Genomic DNA, 16136 nt, shown 5'->3' on the forward strand with positions numbered 1-16136 from the left:
TTTTCTTTTATATCCAATGAGATAAGGCTGCCTTTTGGCAGCCTTTATTTTTTTATGCTCTTATGACAATTATCTTTCCAGAATGGCTTTAATATTTGGCCTGAAATATCCCGGCCCCTTCAATACCTTGCCATCTTCCCGAAAAACCGGTTTCCCGTCTTCGCCCAATTTACTCATATTGCTGCGTTGTATTTCGTCAAACACTTCTTCTATTTTATATTGCATCCCGTGTTCAATGATGGTGCCGCATAAAATATATAGCATATCGCCAAGGGCATCAGCCACCTCGGCCAGATCATTACCATTGGCGGCCTCAAGATATTCCTCATTTTCCTCTTTCATTAAATTATACCTCAGCAAATTCTTAGCCGGCCCTAAATCGGCATGCGGGGCCTCTTTGATGCCAAGGCCAAAGGCACTGTGAAATTTATGTACCGCTGCAATTCTTTTTTTCATTATTTTCTTTTTAAAAGGTTTTTATCCTTACCATAATCTTACTGCCTTAATCTCGTATCTAAACTTTAACTTTGCCTAAAAATAATTAAAATGTTTAGTACCGGACAATTAATTTTTGCTGCCATATTCTTTTTCGCTTTTGTGGTGGTGATCGCCTACAGTTACAGGAAAGATATTGCCCTGCATAAAAAATACTACAAAGGCAGCATATTTGTATTGCTGGGTTTTATTGTATTTATCTTTTTGCTGTTTGTAATAAAAGAATTTTTAAAGCGCTAAGTAAGAATAATATATTTTTAAATAAAAAATCCCCGGCCAATGGCCGGGGATTTTAAATATCTGCTCAAAAACTAGCTTATCCTTTTACAGGTAAAAAATTGAAATCCTTTGCATACTGCAACATTTGAGATGCAAAATCTTTAGGTTGCTCTATACGTATGGCTTTAATCTCTCCATCGTCCCCAGTCTCGGGTACTAATACCGGGTTAACAAAACCGCTGTAAGGAGGAGATTTAAATTTTGAATTTCGGTCCAGCACTTCTTTATGCACAGCCTGGTCTACTTTAACACCGTAATTCTCCACAAGATTTTTGGCAGCCTCAAAGTCTCCTTCAGATTTTATTCTTTGGGTTTCCATTAATAATTCACCAAAAAGCTCGCGTAATCTTGGATAATTCTTGATATCATAATAGGTTTTTCCATCTCTGGAAACCTTTTCTATTACACCTTCTTCTTTCCCTTTTTCAAACACCCAGGCACTTACCCACTGGCGGTTACGCATATGGCTTTCCTCTACATTATCTCCCAGGTTCAATCTTACTAACTGTGTTATTAAACCATTTCTAATATAACCATCATAGGTTGCCTTCCCCATTTTCTCCCAGTCATCTGTAAGACCCAGTTCCTGGATCTTAGGATCCATCAGGTAATAAAGAGCAACAAGATCTGCTCTTCCCTCTTCCATGGTAGATGCATAGCTTTTAAGAGTTTCCTTGGTTTCACCTACTCCCGGATTTATCCTTCCGGAGGCATGCCCTACAACTTCGTGAAGTGCGGTATGTAGTTTACTACCATCCTGCCCGTATTGCTTTTGAAGTTCAATTTCTTCCTCATCATGAGCAAATTCCTCAAGCACATTAGTGCTTCCTGCATTATTGTAGGCTTCAATAATATTTCCAAGAGATACAGATTTACTACCGTGGGCCGCCCTTATCCAGTTGGCATTTGGCAGGTTTACTCCTATTGGGGTACTTGGAGAAGCATCTCCTGCCTCCCCTGCCACGATCACCGTCTTATAGGTAACTCCTTTTACCGAGTCCTTTTTATGCTCCTTCATTAAAGGTGCATTGTCCTCAAACCATTGAACGTTCTGCTCCAGAACACTCATTTTCTTAGACATTTCAAAATCCTTTATTTGTACAATATTTTCATAGGATCCCCTGTAACCAATAGGGTCATTATAGACTTCAATAAAACTGTTTATATAGTCTATGTTTCCCTCTGTAGCTTCAACCCAGGCAACATTGTAATCATCCCAGGTCTTAAGGTCTCCACTCTTGTAATAATCTATCAACAAACCAAGGGCCTTGCCTTGTTTTTCATTCTCGGCAACTCCTTTGGCAAGTTCCAGCCATTTAACGATCTCATCAATGGCAGCACCATACATTCCCCCGCTTTTCCACACTTTTTCAACCAATTTTCCATTTTCTTTTACCAGTTGAGAATTAAGGCCATAGGAAAGCGGCTTTAAAGGATCCGGAGATTTTTTATTCTTATAAAAAGCTTCAGCTTCAGCTTCGGTAACATCTGGCCCATAGAAATTCACCGCACTGCTTAACAATAGATCCTGTGTGCCGTCAAGATTAACTTTTTTGGAATCCTTATCATTAAAGATCACGTCATAAGCTTCACCCGTAAGGTTGGTTTCTGTCTCTGCAAGAAGACTGTCAAAAAACTCTTTGCTGAATTCCGGTTTGATCTTATCATTTGAATAATGATGGTGAATCCCATTGGAAAACCATACTCGCTTTAGGTAGGTTTCAAAAGCCTTCCAGTCTTCAGAATTCTTGTCCCCCGCATAATTGTTATATATATTCTCAAGGGCAGCTCTAATTTTAAGATTATGCCGGTAGTTCTGGTCCCACATGATATCACGCCCGGCCAAACCTGCCTGAACAAGGTAATAGACCAGTTTTTGTTCCTTGAGGCTAAGGTTCTCCCAGCCCGGGATTTGGTATCGCAGAATTTTAATATCTGCAAACTCCTCCACCTTGTATTCAAAAATGCTGTCATTAGTAGTTTGGGTTTCAGCCAAATCACGGTTATCATCATTTCCATCTTTACAGGAAAACATAATAAGCGACGCCAGGATAAGCGTCAAAAAATAATTAATTTTCATAATGAAATATTTATTGTTTTTAAATGGATTTATGCAATTCGCATATCTTATTGGTTGTTCTTGCCAAATTCAATGAATGCTTATTTCATACTTAAGGATTTAATTTCCTGCAAATGTACTAATTCACGACTTGTAATTTAACTATATTAGCCTGTCAAACGGAAAAATCCCGCCAATAGATGAAAATCCTGAAATACTTATTCTTTCTTTTATTAATATTCATAATTGCCGGCGCAATTTATATTGCCACTAAAGACGGAGATTATCATATTGAGGAAACCTCTATTATCAATGCTCCTGTGCCGGTAGTATTTAATGAGGTGAATAATTTGACCAACTGGGAAGCATGGGGCCCCTGGAGCCAGGAGACAGATGATATTGTTCTCAAACACCAACAAACCATCCGGGGAGAAGGTGGAGGATTTTCCTGGAAAAGCGATAATCTTGGAGATGGTTCTCTCTCTATAATTAAGGTAAACCAGAATGAAGCTATTGAACAGGAGGTTAATTTGAACATGTCCATGGCCGAAACCAATAGCAATATGTACTGGTATTTTGAAGAGGTGGAAGAAGGTACGAAAGTTACCGTAGGATTTGAAGGCAAACAAAGTTTCAGGGAGAAACTGGCATTTTCGCTTACCGAAAAATCCATTCCCGAAACAATGAGGCCAAGGTTACAACGCAGCCTTGAAAGACTTAACAAGGCCCTCCAAAACAAAATGAGCGTTTATTCTATCAATGTAGACGGGCTTACAACGCACGGCGGGGGTTTTTATATGTATAATACTACCGCTACCAAAATTAGCCAGGTACCCACCCGGATGCAAAAAATGCTGACGGAATTACGCAATTATATGGATACCAATAATATTACCCGTCAAGGTTATCCTTTTGTGCTTTACAACAACTGGGATGAGCAAAATAATTCGGCTATCTATTCTACCGGGATCTTTACACCCAGCCTCGTTATAACACCTGCTGAAAGTGATATTTTAAACGGAATGATGCCCGTACAACAGGTGGTGAAAACCACTTTAAAAGGAGATGTGCAAAACCTACAGGAAGCCTGGGAGGTAGCATATCAATATTTAGCCGATAATAATCTTACTGCCGATGAGGAAAGTCAGCCATTTGAGGTATATAAAACCGATTTTGAAACTACCCCAAATCCGGCCAATTGGGTAACCGAAATATTCATTCCTATTAAAACGGAGGTTTCTAATCCTGTAATAGAATAGCATGAAAACATTTTTCCTGGTCTTCCTGGGAGGCGGTTTGGGAAGTATGGCGAGGTATCTGGCTTACAGAGCTATGTCTCAAACCTCTTATCCAATTTTTATAAGCACCATGGCTGTGAATATTGCAGGCAGCCTTTTACTTGGAGTAATAATGGGCTATGCCCTTAAACAGGGAAATTTTAGCCAGAACATATTGCTTTTTCTTACCACAGGTTTTTGTGGAGGTTTCACCACCTTCTCTACTTTCGCCTTTGAAAACATGTCACTGCTGCGGGCAGGAGATTATTTAACATTCTCCCTCTATTCTATAGGAAGTCTTGTTGCGGGCATTCTGGCAGTACTTGGCGGATTGTTTTTAGCACGGCTTTTTTAAATGCATTTATAATTTATTAAAATTATTTCTCTCCTTAACCAATTGGTTTTTAAACTAATTTTGGGCTTATTTTAAAAAATGATCAGGAAATTACTTAGAGCATATATAGGTTCTTTCAGCGATCTTCGCAGGGAGGTTTGGATTCTGGCGTTTATTACATTTATAAACAGGGCGGGTACTATGGTAATTCCATTCTTATCCCTGTATCTTACAAAAAACCGCGGCTTTACCCTGGAGGAAGTAGGCTGGATCCTTACCTTTTTTGGCCTGGGATCTGTTGCAGGATCCTGGTTGGGTGGAAAGCTCGTGGACAGTATTGGCCATTACAAAACCATGGCAGGCAGTCTCTTACTCTCGGGATTATTTTTTGTCCTCCTGCAGTTCCCGGTTTCCTTTTGGGGCATATGCGCCGGTATTTTTGTGGTCATGACCATTGCCGATGCTTTCAGGCCGGCGGTTTTCGTAGCCATTAGCGCATATAGTAAACCCGAAAATCGTACCAGATCTATCACATTAATAAGACTTGCCATAAACCTGGGTTTTTCTACCGGCCCTGCCGTGGGAGGATTGATAATTTCAGGAGCCGGCTACAGCGGATTATTTTGGGTAGACGGTATTACATGTGCGTTGGCCGGGATCTTATTGCTTAAAATGCTGCATCCTAAAAAGGCACTGGAAAATCCTAAGGAAATTGCCCTGAACCCGAAACTAATGATGAAAGATAAACCTTACCTCATTTTTATTGGCGCAATGATACTTTTTGGATTTGTATTTCTTCAGTATTTTTCCACTATGCCCTTATACTATGCGAGGGTTCATTTTTTAAGTGAATTTCAAATAGGCATTTTAATGGGTCTCAATGGCTTTTTAATATTCCTTCTGGAAATGCCGCTTATTAAATATCTGGAATCGCGGGTACGGTCTACCTTATTTCATGTAATTACCGGAACCATTTTAATTGGAATTAGCTTTGTGCTTATTAATCTTACAGGATGGGTGGGAATTCTTGTGGTTGCAATGTTATTTCTAACACTGGGAGAGATGATCGCTTTTCCATTCTCCAACAGTTTTGCCCTTAAAAGAGCTGAAGGAGGGAAACAGGGTTCCTATATGGCTCTATATAGTATAGCTTTTTCCATGGGCCATATATTTGGCCATAACAGCGGGATGCAGCTTATAGGAAAATTTGGTTATGACCTCACGTGGAATGTGATGATAGTGCTGAGTGCAATATCGTGCGCTTTGCTGGTATATGTCCTATTCCTGGTAAAGAAAGAGAAAGAGGCTGGTGCAGTTAATTATTATAATACTTAGAATTTCCCAGATATTGCTTTATAAGACTGTTATATTCAGGGCTCATTTTAAGATCCAGTGTACCCGGGATCTCATAAAGTGAGTCCATATCCTTATAGCCGGTTTTTAACAAATCTTCCAGATATAATAAAGCTGTATAATAATCGCCGTCCTGGGAGCTCAAAGAAATAATATTCTTATATCCCTCTGGATTTTCTTTTTCAAAAATAGTCTGGAGAATAGCGGTGAAAATCAATGGATCAATTGCCGCTTTGGCCTCCTGAAGTTCGCGGAAAAAACTTTTTGCCAGATCCTGCAACAGACCCTCCAGACGAAAAGCCATTTCAGCATCTGCAATATTATTAGAGGCTTGGAGATCCTTTAACTCTTTAATTTGCTGGCTCCACCATCCAAGATTTTCAAAATTGGCAGATATGACATCCTCATTAAGAAAATAGTAATACCGCTCCATAAGGTCTGCTTCCCTGGCGGCGGCATTGGAATAATCACGACGCTGATTTTTATAAAGCCTTTCTTTTCCAAGGTCCTTGAGCTTTTCTTTGATAAGTGAACTTTTCCCATGCACCGCATACTTACGCTCCATTAACGATAGAAGTTCATGTGCTTTGAAAAATTGCATTCCTCTTCTTAAACTTTCGGCAGTTTCAAGCTCTTCGGTATATAAGGATTCTATTAGCACGGAGTCCTTCGCCCTGAAGCCTTTCGCCATTGCGTTTAATGTTAAATTACCTATGGCATTATTTAAAACTTCGGCAGAGGGCCATTCTTTTCCACCGTCAAATGGATAAAAGTTGCTTTGCAATTTTGCACTTTCGAGGAACCGGGCGGTTTCCATTACGGTATGGTATTTAGCGTCTTTATATCCCGCCATTCCTAAAAATGAGAATTTCGCATTTTTATTTATGTAATCTACATTCACCCAGGAATCACCTATTGCCAAAACCCCCTGTACAACCGGGAAAACGGTAGGCATGACACTTGCCACCCTCGCACCTTCAGCAAATCCTGAGGTATAAACCATCTTATTATCAATAGGGAAATAATTGAAAACAGTGTTCATTAACCTGGTAGCGATCTTTACATTATTAAGTAGGGTTTCATTCTCCTTAATATCATTGGAAGCTGCAATTATATATCCCTGCGCTTCCGCAGCCTGCCGGAATAACTGTGCAGCCCTGTTTCCCCGGCCATTGGGGTCAAAAACAAATATCACAGGCCAGCGTTGTTGTGTGGTAAATGTTGTTGGAAGGTAAATGGAATAGGTTTCGGCAATACTGTCGTTAATTGAAAGGGTATCAATTACCACTCCTTTTCGCAAGGTAATTTCCTGTGCAAGACCTGCCTGAAGACCAAAAAATATAAGGATTAAATAAATGTATTTCACAATATAGGTTTGTTTAGGTACATTAAAGTTAGCGTATTAACCCCAAATAAAAAAGACTCCCCTGTGGCGGAAGTCTTTAATATATTTAGTTGGGCAGATCAATTTATTTTCGAATTCGTTCAAGTTTCATTTTTCCTGCATTTGAAAAGAAGAGTTTTGCAAGAACAGATATTATTAAAATATCGGCAAAGATCAGAAAGCCTATCCTCACAAACTCAATTCCTTTAAAGCTTAATCCGGCAAAGCCTATTAAACCCGTTAATGCTGTTAGAACTAAAAATAATATAGTATAATTTTTCATGGCGTTTAGTTTTATATTTATATCTCAAAGATAGTTTTACACTAGTCGCACATTTATTAAAATTATTACAATTGAATAATCTTTAACGATAAAAATAGTTTTCCTCGAAAAATTGTTAAAATTTTGAATTTTTTCTTACAAACCGTTAATGCTGAAAAACAGGTAAGGAGTCCAGAATCTTATTTAAAAATAAAGCACTATCTTCGCGCCCGGTTGCTATCTTCTCCAAAAGGCAACAATTTACACATAGACTGCCCGCGATAATGAACTTTTTGGGCAGCAGATATAACTTATACATGACATTTAACGACTTAGAATTAACTGAACCCTTGCAAAAGGCGGTTCAAAAAGCAGGATATACAACTCCCACCCCTATACAACAACAATCTATTCCCGCGATATTAAAGGGAAGGGATATATTGGGATGCGCACAAACGGGAACCGGAAAAACTGCGGCATTTTCAATCCCTACAATTCAATTACTTAGCTTAAACATAAACGGTAGAGGTGGGAAAGCCCCTATAAAAAGTTTGATCCTTACTCCTACCCGGGAGCTGGCCATACAAATTGGTGAGAGTATTGCCGAGTATGGTGCCTATAGCCCCCTGAAACATTTGGTAATATTTGGTGGGGTACCACAACACTCTCAGGTACAAGCCCTGCGTAACGGAGTGGACATCCTTGTAGCAACCCCGGGAAGATTACTGGATCTTGTGGATCAGGGTTATATTTCCCTTTCGCAGATAGAGATCTTTACCCTGGATGAGGCAGACAGGATGCTGGATATGGGATTTGTTCACGATGTAAAGAAAGTGATCAAAAAAATACCGGTAAAAAGACAAACCCTTTTCTTTTCAGCAACCATGCCAGATGCCATCCTGGACCTTGCCAATAGTATTTTGACCAATCCGCTGAAGGTGGAAGTAACTCCTGTTTCTTCTACTGCTGAATTGATACAACAGGAAGTTTACTTTATAGACAAGAACAATAAAAAGAATTTACTGGTAGATCTTCTGGAAAAATCTGATGCTGACAGGGTTTTGGTCTTTACAAGGACCAAGCACGGGGCAAATAAGGTTGTAAAGGATATGATCAAGGCCGGAATAAAATCTGAAGCTATTCACGGAAACAAAACCCAGAATGCCAGACAAAAAGCTTTGACGAATTTTAAAAATAAAACAACCCGTGTACTGGTTGCTACAGATATTGCTGCCCGGGGAATAGATATAGATGAGCTTGCGCTCGTGATCAATTACGAGATCCCGAACATTGCAGAAACCTATGTTCACCGTATTGGAAGGACAGGACGTGCAGGAGCAAGTGGTAAAGCTATTTCTTTTTCAGATTATGAAGAGAAGGCGTATATAAGGGATATTCAAAAATTAATAGGATTGAACATTCCGGTGGTTAATAACCATGATTACCCTATGGAATTTTTTGAAGTTCCTGAGAAAAAACCTCAACAAAGAAGGCCTTCAAGAAATGCCAATTCTAAATCGGCACCCAAAAAGACCGGACAGGGACTTGCCGCAAACAGAAACCGTTTTGGAAGACAGGGAAATAAATAAGGGACATTCAGAAAATTATTTCGGCGATTACCGGGATTTTTGGTGGAATAAAGCTTTCCTGGATATGACCGCAAAACGGTTGGATCTGGGAAGGCATTCCAATATGCTGGACGTTGGCTGCGGAAACGGCCATTGGACCAGGACGCTGGCGCCTTATTTAAAACCGGGAACCCAGATCACTGCTGTAGACAGTGATCCGCGCTGGTATACCGAAAATATTGAATTGGAGCATTTTCTTGTAAGTACAGGGAAAACTTTTTCTCTGCTCGAGGGTGATGCCCAGGAACTCCCCTTTCCTAATGACAGTTTTGACCTGGTAACCTGCCAGACCGTACTTATTCACGTACCTTATCCTGCCAAAGCCATACAGGAGATGAAAAGGGTCCTGAAACCAGGTGGAACGCTCCTGTGTGTTGAGCCAAATAATATAGTACAAAGCCTTATTAAAACCTCTCTCACAAAAAACGATTCAATTGAGGAAACCCTGGATCATATCAAATACCGACTTATTATTGAAAAAGGGAAGAGAAAGATGGGCCGGGGAGATAATTCCCTGGGAGACCTGCTTCCCGGCATGTTTGCAGAAGAAGGCCTGCGGGATATAGAAGTTCGGCTGTCAGACAAAGCAATTGCTATGTATCCTCCATATGACAATGAGGAGCAACTGGCCACTCTAAAACAATGGATGAAAGGCAGTTCCTGGAAATCCAACACTCAAAAAGATATAGATTTTTTTAGTGCTGCGGGGGAAGAGTTTATGCCATTTTATTTTGAATATCAGGAAAAATATGCCCGTAATGATGAACATGTGATGGGCGCACTACAAAGGGAGCAATATCATGCAGCAGGTGGTTCTTTAATGTATTTGGTGAGCTGCACCAAATAATCTCAGGAACAAACCTTACATTCATCTTCGGTCTTGTCATCCCCTACCAGGAAACCCTGCTCATTAATTGTGTAGTCACAGCAATTCACAAACCCCTGTTGGATTAATTTCCGGCCTCGTTGAATACGGGATTTTGCGCCTGATAGTGACATTCCAAGAATTTCGGCTACCTTATTTTGTTTTAAGCCCTGTATATCGCTAAGAAGTACAGCTTCCCGGTATTTTTTTGGTAATTTTTTAATAAGCGGCAGCAGGCAATCCCCGGCGGTATGAGTAGGTGTTTCTTCATTTTCTTCGGAAGCGGGCACAGTTTCGGATAAGGGTTTTCTGCGGAAATGATCGGTAAGTGTATTATCGGCAATCCTGTATACCCAATATTTGAGTTGCTCTTCAGATCGTAATTGAGAAATATTCAAATGCACCTTAATAAAAGTTTCGTGCAGCATATCTTCAGCCAACACAATATCCCCGGTCTTCTTTAACAGATAACCCCGCAGTTCTTCTGAATATTTATTCCAAATTTCACTGGTTTCCATAGATATAAAAATACAAAAAGCCTTCAACCGGATAGGCTGAAGGCTTATTAATTAACAGTTACATCCCTTGCAGTCGCAAGAGGAACAATTACAGTCTTTACATTGTCCTTCCCCGCAGGCAGTACAATTACAGGTACAATCTTTATAATTTTCCATTTTGTCAAAATTTAATTAGTATCTATATATAAGACGGAGGAAACAGATAAAAGACGCAGAATACGACATTAAATTTTCCGGAAAAGAAAAATCCATGACAACAGTGTTAGAATGCTACAGCGAATAGGAAAGAAAGTTTGCCATTTTAAACCCGCGGTTTTACGGGAGCTTGTTCTACCACGTTGGAAAGTACAATATGGGTTCTGGTTTCTCCATAGGTGATCAATTTATCTATAAAGCCCTCCAAATGCGCCTGATCGTAGAGAATTACCTCGAGAATTATATTTTCATTTCCTGTAATCCGGTAACAGTTGATCACTTCCCGAAATTCTTTCACCTTTTCAAGAAAAGGTTTTAATCTGCCCATAAATACCTTTAGAGTGATGATAGCTTTTAGCTGGTGGCCGGTTTTATTATAGGAAACCTGTACATTATAACCTTTAATAATTCCCTTATCTTCCATTTTCTTAACTCTTTCGGCAACTGCGGGAGAAGTGAGCCCAATCTTTCTTCCAATTTCAGAAAAGGACATTCTGGCATTCTTCTGTAGCTCCTGAAGTATTTTCCAGTTTATTTGATCTAAAGGCATATTTAAAGTTATTAATAGATTTTACTTTAATTTTTAAAGTAAATATAGTTATTCACCTTAAAACCCCAAGCAAAAATTCCTTTATTCCCGGTAAATTTACTTAATATTCTTATCCCCTTTACCGGGAATTAATTATGGAATCATCTAATTTTACGCAACTTGCAATTTACCGAAAGGCTTTGGAGATCTTCAACGTTTCCAGGGGAATTGCCTGTGCTATAAGTGATAATAAACATATTCTGGAAATGGGATATGCGGCCGACGTAAATCAACAGGTTGCCGGAGAAATTGTTACAGATTCCTTACGCCTGATGCCGGAATTAGCCGCAATACAGAATGCTTCCAATAGCATTGTACGCCTTAGAAGAGCCAGAAAAATACGGAGATCTGCCCAGCAGATCCTTGCAAAATGTAAAAGAATTGAATACTCGGGAATGAGAGAAAAGGAATTTATTGGTTTGCTAAAAACCGAGATCCAGCTTTTTGATCGTTTATTCCTGGACTGGCTTAACAAGCTGCAGTTAAACCATAACAGTAACTAAAGTTCCAATGGCATTAAAAATGCCAGCCTTACTCCTTCAATGAACATGCTGGTTCCAATAATTGCTATGATCAATCCCATGATCTTTTCAATCACGATGATCTTGTTCTTTCCTATGTAGCGTACAAGATACTCACTGGAAATAAATGCCAGGTGATTGAGGTACATAATAAGAGCAAACATTACAATAATAATCCCAAGTTGAATATAACTGGCATTGGTAACATAGTTCATTGCAGTTACAATGGTACCGGGCCCGGCTAGAATAGGAATCGCCAGCGGTGAAATGGAGATCCCTTCATTAAAATTGATCTCAGATTGGTTATCTATACTGGATTCCTGGGCACGTATCATTTCAAAACCAACAAAGAAAATTAGTATCCCACCGGTGATCTTAAAGGCCGGAATCGTAATACCAAAAAGATCAAAAATGTATTTCCCCAGGATGATAAAGCCGGTAACGATTATAAAGGCGGTGAAAGTAGCTTTACGGGAGATCTTTTTCTTGGTTTTACCATCGGCAGCCTTGGTCAGGCTCAGGAAAATTGGAATATTCCCCGGCGGACTGTTGATCGCAAAAAACGCGGTAAAAACACCTATGGCAAACACCCACAGATTTTCCATTGAAATGATCTTGAATTAATCTGCGAAGTTAAAGTTTAAATTTAAATTTGCCCGATTATTCAATCAAATTTTGGAACTCCCGGAAAGTTTAGCCTGGAAACACAGGATTTTTCAGCAAAAAAACTTCCTGAAAAATCCGGTTTACATATTTCTTCTATACTGTCCACCAACCTCGAACATGGCACTGGTAATTTGTCCCAGCGAGCAAACTTTGGTAGCTTCCATAAGTACCTCAAACAAATTCTCATTTTTGATTGCCGCTTTCCTTATCTCCTCCAACGCAGCTTCAGCCTTGTCTTCTTTTGCTTTATGAAGATTGTGCAGTGTTGTGATCTGGTATTGTTTTTCTTCTTCTGTGGCCCGTATCACTTCTCCAGGTGTTACCGTAGGAGAACCTGTGGAACTTAAAAAAGTATTTACCCCAATAATGGGGAAATCCCCGTTGTGTTTCAAGGTTTCATAATAAAGACTTTCTTCCTGAATCTTGCTGCGTTGGTACATAGTTTCCATTGCCCCAAGCACTCCTCCTCTTTCAGTGATCCTGTCAAATTCCAGAAGCACCGCCTCTTCAACAAGATCTGTTAGCTCTTCAATAATAAATGCACCCTGAATAGGGTTTTCATTTTTGGTAAGGCCCAGTTCTTTGTTTATGATCAACTGGATGGCCATTGCCCTTCTTACAGAAGCTTCTGTTGGAGTGGTAATTGCCTCATCATATGCATTGGTATGCAGCGAGTTACAATTGTCATAAATCGCATACAAGGCCTGCAGGGTTGTTCTTATGTCATTAAAATCTATTTCCTGGGCGTGTAATGACCTTCCGGAAGTTTGGATATGGTATTTCAACATTTGAGCCCTTTCATTGGCCCCATAATTATATTTCAAAGCCTTAGACCAGATCTTTCTTGCAACCCTTCCTATTACCGCATATTCAGGATCTATCCCGTTTGAAAAGAAGAACGACAGGTTTGGCCCAAAATCGTTGATATTCATTCCACGGCTTAAATAGTATTCCACATAGGTGAAACCATTTGCAAGGGTAAGCGCCAGCTGGGTTACAGGATTGGCACCTGCTTCGGCAATATGATATCCGGAAATTGAAACCGAATAAAAATTACGAACCTGCTTTTCAATGAAATATTCCTGAACGTCTCCCATTAATCTCAAGGCAAATTCTGTAGAAAAGATACAGGTATTTTGTGCCTGGTCCTCTTTAAGGATATCTGCCTGCACGGTACCTCTCACCACTTTCAGGGTATGAGTTTTAATTTTTTCATAAACATCTGCAGGGAGCACCTGATCTCCGGTAACACCCAGCAACATAAGTCCAAGGCCATTATTACCTTCGGGAAGTTTCCCCTGATATGTAGGACGTTCAGCATTTTTATCTTTAAAGATCTTATTTATCTTCTCTTCAACTTCTTTTTCAAGGCCATGCTCGTGAATATATTTTTCACACTGCTGGTCTATGGCCGCATTCATGAAGAAACCAAGCAACATAGGGGCCGGCCCGTTAATGGTCATACTCACCGAAGTTAACGCATGAGCAAGGTCAAAACCTGAATAAAGTTTCTTCGCATCATCCAGGCAACAAATGGAAACTCCCGCATTTCCAATTTTTCCATATATATCAGGTCGGTGATCCGGATCATTCCCGTACAGGGTTACCGAATCAAATGCGGTTGAAAGCCTTTTTGCCGGCAGTCCCATACTTACATAATGAAATCTTCTGTTTGTACGCTCCGGCCCGCCTTCCCCTGCAAACATTCGGGTAGGATCTTCACCTGCTCTTTTAAATGGGTAGAGTCCTGCCGTAAAAGGAAATTCTCCGGGAACATTTTCCTGAAGGCACCAGCGAAGGATATCACCCCAGGCCTGGTATTTGGGAAGTGCTATTTTTGGAACCTGCGTATGGGAAAGGGACTCTGTATGGGTCTCAATATTTATTTCTTTGTCCCGAACCATAAAAGAATAAACAGGCTCTTTGTATTTGTTTACTTTCTCCTCCCAACCGGTAATTACTTCCCAGTTGTAGGCATCAAGGTCCATTTTAACTTTATCAAACTGGTCCAGTAACAACTTTCCGAAGGTAGCATCTTCATCTTTTAGATTGCTTAAAACGTCTTCATTGAGACCGGTTTTGGTAAGCTCTGGAGCATTGCCTGTGAGTGACTCCATGGTTTTATAAATTCCGTAGAGCTTTTGCGCCACCTCCACCTGGGAATTGGCTTTTTGATCATAGCTCCTGTTATTTTCAGAAATTTCTGAAAGGTAACGCGTGCGACTTGGCGGGATAATAAAGATCTTTTCACTTTTATCTTCCAGTGCCTCGAATGTTGAATTTAAAGCCGAATCTGTTTTCTCGTCTATCTTATTGATCAATTGACGATAAAGTGTATTCATTCCAGGATCGTTGAACTGGGAGGCAATAGTGCCATACACCGGAAGACTTTCAGGATCTGAATGCCACAGGCCGTGGTTACGCTGAAACTGCTTTTTCACATCGCGCAAGGCGTCAAGCGCCCCGCGTTTATCAAACTTATTGATCGCCACAACATCGGCGAAATCAAGCATATCTATTTTTTCAAGTTGAGTTGCCGCCCCAAATTCGGGAGTCATTACATATAAAGAAGCATCTGAATGTTCTATGATCTCGGTATCACTCTGGCCTATTCCCGAAGTTTCAAGAATAATAAGGTCGTATTTCGCGGCCTTCAGTACTTCAACAGCTTCAGATACATACTTTGATAAGGCAAGATTCGATTGCCTTGTAGCGAGGGAACGCATGTAGACGCGGGAATCATTGATCGCATTCATACGTATCCTGTCACCTAACAGTGCTCCGCCTGTTTTTCTTTTGGAAGGGTCAACAGAAATTATCCCAATTGTCTTATTTGGAAAATCAACAAGAAATCTTCTTACCAGCTCATCTACCAGGGAAGATTTTCCTGCACCACCCGTACCTGTGATCCCCAAAACCGGAACTTTAGATTCGCCGTTGGGTCCAAAAGTGAAAACCTTATGAAAATCTTCCGGTCTGTTCTCTGCCAGGGAGATTAAACGGGCAATTGTGTTTACATCCTTATTCTCAACAAGTTTTTCGACCTGGTTTTCATTTTTTAAAGGAGGAGTGGGAGTATCGGCTGTTTTCACCAGGTCATTGATCATACCCTGCAAGCCCATTTCCCGTCCATCATCTGGCGCATAGATACGGGTTATGCCGTAATCCATAAGTTCCTTTATTTCCTCGGGAAGGATCACCCCTCCACCCCCACCAAAGATCTTGATGTGGCCTGCACCTTTTTCCTGTAGCAGGTCATACATATATTTAAAATACTCATTATGGCCGCCCTGGTAAGAGGTCATCGCTATGGCATTGGCATCTTCCTGTATGGCACAATTCACCACCTCTTCCACACTGCGGTCATGACCCAGGTGTATCACTTCTACCCCTGTTGACTGGATGATGCGGCGCATAATATTGATGGCTGCATCATGCCCGTCAAAGAGGGAGGCTGCGGTAACTATTCTTACTTTATTTATGGGTTTATAAGGAGCTTGTACTTCCATTGGTATTTTATCTCTGAATTTGGATTGGCAATTTACGAAATTCTCAAAAACCCCTGCTATAATGTGCGGAACTTATAATATAGAAAATCAAGAACTAACCTGAACCGGGGTAGCTTGGTTTAAACCAAAAATTTCAGGTAAAACCCTTATATTTTCCGGTTATTTACTTTCTTTAAATTTTCAGGAAGTGTGCTTTTAACCC

General features: G+C 40.2%; 15 protein-coding genes. 7 read left to right on the forward strand and 8 right to left on the reverse strand.

Translation table 11 applies throughout. From position 1 onward, the window contains the following. Positions 1–69: 69 nt before the first annotated feature. The gene (locus FK178_RS08845) at positions 70–456 is read right to left on the reverse strand and encodes a pyrophosphohydrolase domain-containing protein (RefSeq protein ID WP_146833702.1); all 387 of its coding nucleotides are present in this window, start codon (positions 454–456) and stop codon (positions 70–72) included. Between the two features lie 90 nt (positions 457–546). Here FK178_RS08845 and FK178_RS08850 point away from each other — a divergent pair, with 90 nt between their 5' ends. Next, entirely contained in the window at positions 547–735 is a 189-nt protein-coding gene (locus tag FK178_RS08850) for a hypothetical protein (RefSeq protein ID WP_146833705.1), read from the forward strand. Between the two features lie 76 nt (positions 736–811). Here the strand turns inward: FK178_RS08850 and FK178_RS08855 are convergent, their stop codons facing one another. Beyond that, entirely contained in the window at positions 812–2854 is a 2043-nt protein-coding gene (locus FK178_RS08855; RefSeq protein WP_146833708.1) for a dipeptidyl-peptidase 3 family protein, read from the reverse strand. 179 nt (positions 2855–3033) lie between these two features. Between FK178_RS08855 and FK178_RS08860 the strand changes: the two genes are divergently transcribed. The 3 genes from FK178_RS08860 to FK178_RS08870 all read left to right on the forward strand — a co-directional run bounded on the left by FK178_RS08860 (position 3034) and on the right by FK178_RS08870 (position 5779). After that, entirely contained in the window at positions 3034–4092 is a 1059-nt protein-coding gene (locus FK178_RS08860; RefSeq protein ID WP_146833711.1) for a GyrI-like domain-containing protein, read from the forward strand. Between the two features lies 1 nt (position 4093). Then, positions 4094–4465, forward strand: a complete 372-nt coding sequence (crcB, locus tag FK178_RS08865; protein WP_146833714.1) for a fluoride efflux transporter CrcB — start codon at positions 4094–4096, stop codon at positions 4463–4465. 81 nt (positions 4466–4546) lie between these two features. Then, entirely contained in the window at positions 4547–5779 is a 1233-nt protein-coding gene (locus FK178_RS08870; RefSeq protein WP_394345091.1) for an MDR family MFS transporter, read from the forward strand. Here the strand turns inward: FK178_RS08870 and FK178_RS08875 are convergent. Both FK178_RS08875 and FK178_RS08880 read right to left on the reverse strand, forming a co-directional pair. Beyond that, positions 5760–7163 (reverse strand): hypothetical protein, encoded by a 1404-nt coding sequence (locus FK178_RS08875; RefSeq protein ID WP_240793804.1) that lies wholly within the window; start codon positions 7161–7163, stop codon positions 5760–5762. The genes FK178_RS08870 and FK178_RS08875 overlap by 20 nt on opposite strands. A gap of 103 nt (positions 7164–7266) precedes the next feature. Continuing rightward, positions 7267–7464 carry a DUF1328 domain-containing protein gene (locus FK178_RS08880; protein ID WP_146833723.1) on the reverse strand — a complete coding sequence of 66 codons (198 nt, stop codon included), beginning with the start codon at positions 7462–7464 and terminating at the stop codon, positions 7267–7269. A 296-nt stretch (positions 7465–7760) separates the two neighbouring features. On the opposite strand from FK178_RS08880, the gene FK178_RS08885 reads away from it, so the two are divergent. Together FK178_RS08885 and FK178_RS08890 are read left to right on the forward strand one after the other, a co-directional pair. Then, complete coding sequence (locus tag FK178_RS08885) at positions 7761–9032, forward strand: DEAD/DEAH box helicase (protein WP_146833726.1); 1272 nt, start codon at positions 7761–7763, stop codon at positions 9030–9032. Further along, positions 8989–9918, forward strand: coding sequence for a class I SAM-dependent methyltransferase (locus FK178_RS08890; protein ID WP_240793805.1), 930 nt, complete (start codon positions 8989–8991; stop codon positions 9916–9918). The genes FK178_RS08885 and FK178_RS08890 overlap by 44 nt, the downstream gene beginning before the upstream one ends. Before the next feature lie 2 nt (positions 9919–9920). Here FK178_RS08890 and FK178_RS08895 read toward each other — a convergent pair whose 3' ends face one another. After that, positions 9921–10454, reverse strand: a complete 534-nt coding sequence (locus FK178_RS08895) for a sigma-70 family RNA polymerase sigma factor (protein WP_146833729.1) — start codon at positions 10452–10454, stop codon at positions 9921–9923. A 301-nt stretch (positions 10455–10755) separates the two neighbouring features. After that, a complete protein-coding gene (locus FK178_RS08900) occupies positions 10756–11199 on the reverse strand; it encodes an Lrp/AsnC family transcriptional regulator (RefSeq protein WP_146833732.1) in 444 nt (147 codons plus the stop codon). A gap of 134 nt (positions 11200–11333) precedes the next feature. On the opposite strand from FK178_RS08900, the gene FK178_RS08905 reads away from it, so the two are divergent. Next, positions 11334–11741, forward strand: a complete 408-nt coding sequence (locus FK178_RS08905) for a hypothetical protein (RefSeq protein ID WP_146833735.1) — start codon at positions 11334–11336, stop codon at positions 11739–11741. Here the strand turns inward: FK178_RS08905 and FK178_RS08910 are convergent. Together FK178_RS08910 and FK178_RS08915 are read right to left on the reverse strand one after the other, a co-directional pair. Further along, a complete protein-coding gene (locus FK178_RS08910; protein WP_146833737.1) occupies positions 11738–12364 on the reverse strand; it encodes a MarC family protein in 627 nt (208 codons plus the stop codon). The two genes, FK178_RS08905 and FK178_RS08910, sit on opposite strands and share 4 nt — an antisense overlap. Positions 12365–12505: 141 nt before the next feature. Beyond that, positions 12506–15934, reverse strand: a complete 3429-nt coding sequence (locus FK178_RS08915; protein WP_146833740.1) for a methylmalonyl-CoA mutase family protein — start codon at positions 15932–15934, stop codon at positions 12506–12508. Positions 15935–16136: the final 202 nt, after the last annotated feature.

Origin of the sequence: Antarcticibacterium arcticum, assembly GCF_007993795.1 — a bacterium.
In the GTDB taxonomy this organism is placed as follows: Bacteria; Bacteroidota; Bacteroidia; order Flavobacteriales; family Flavobacteriaceae; genus Gillisia; species Gillisia arctica.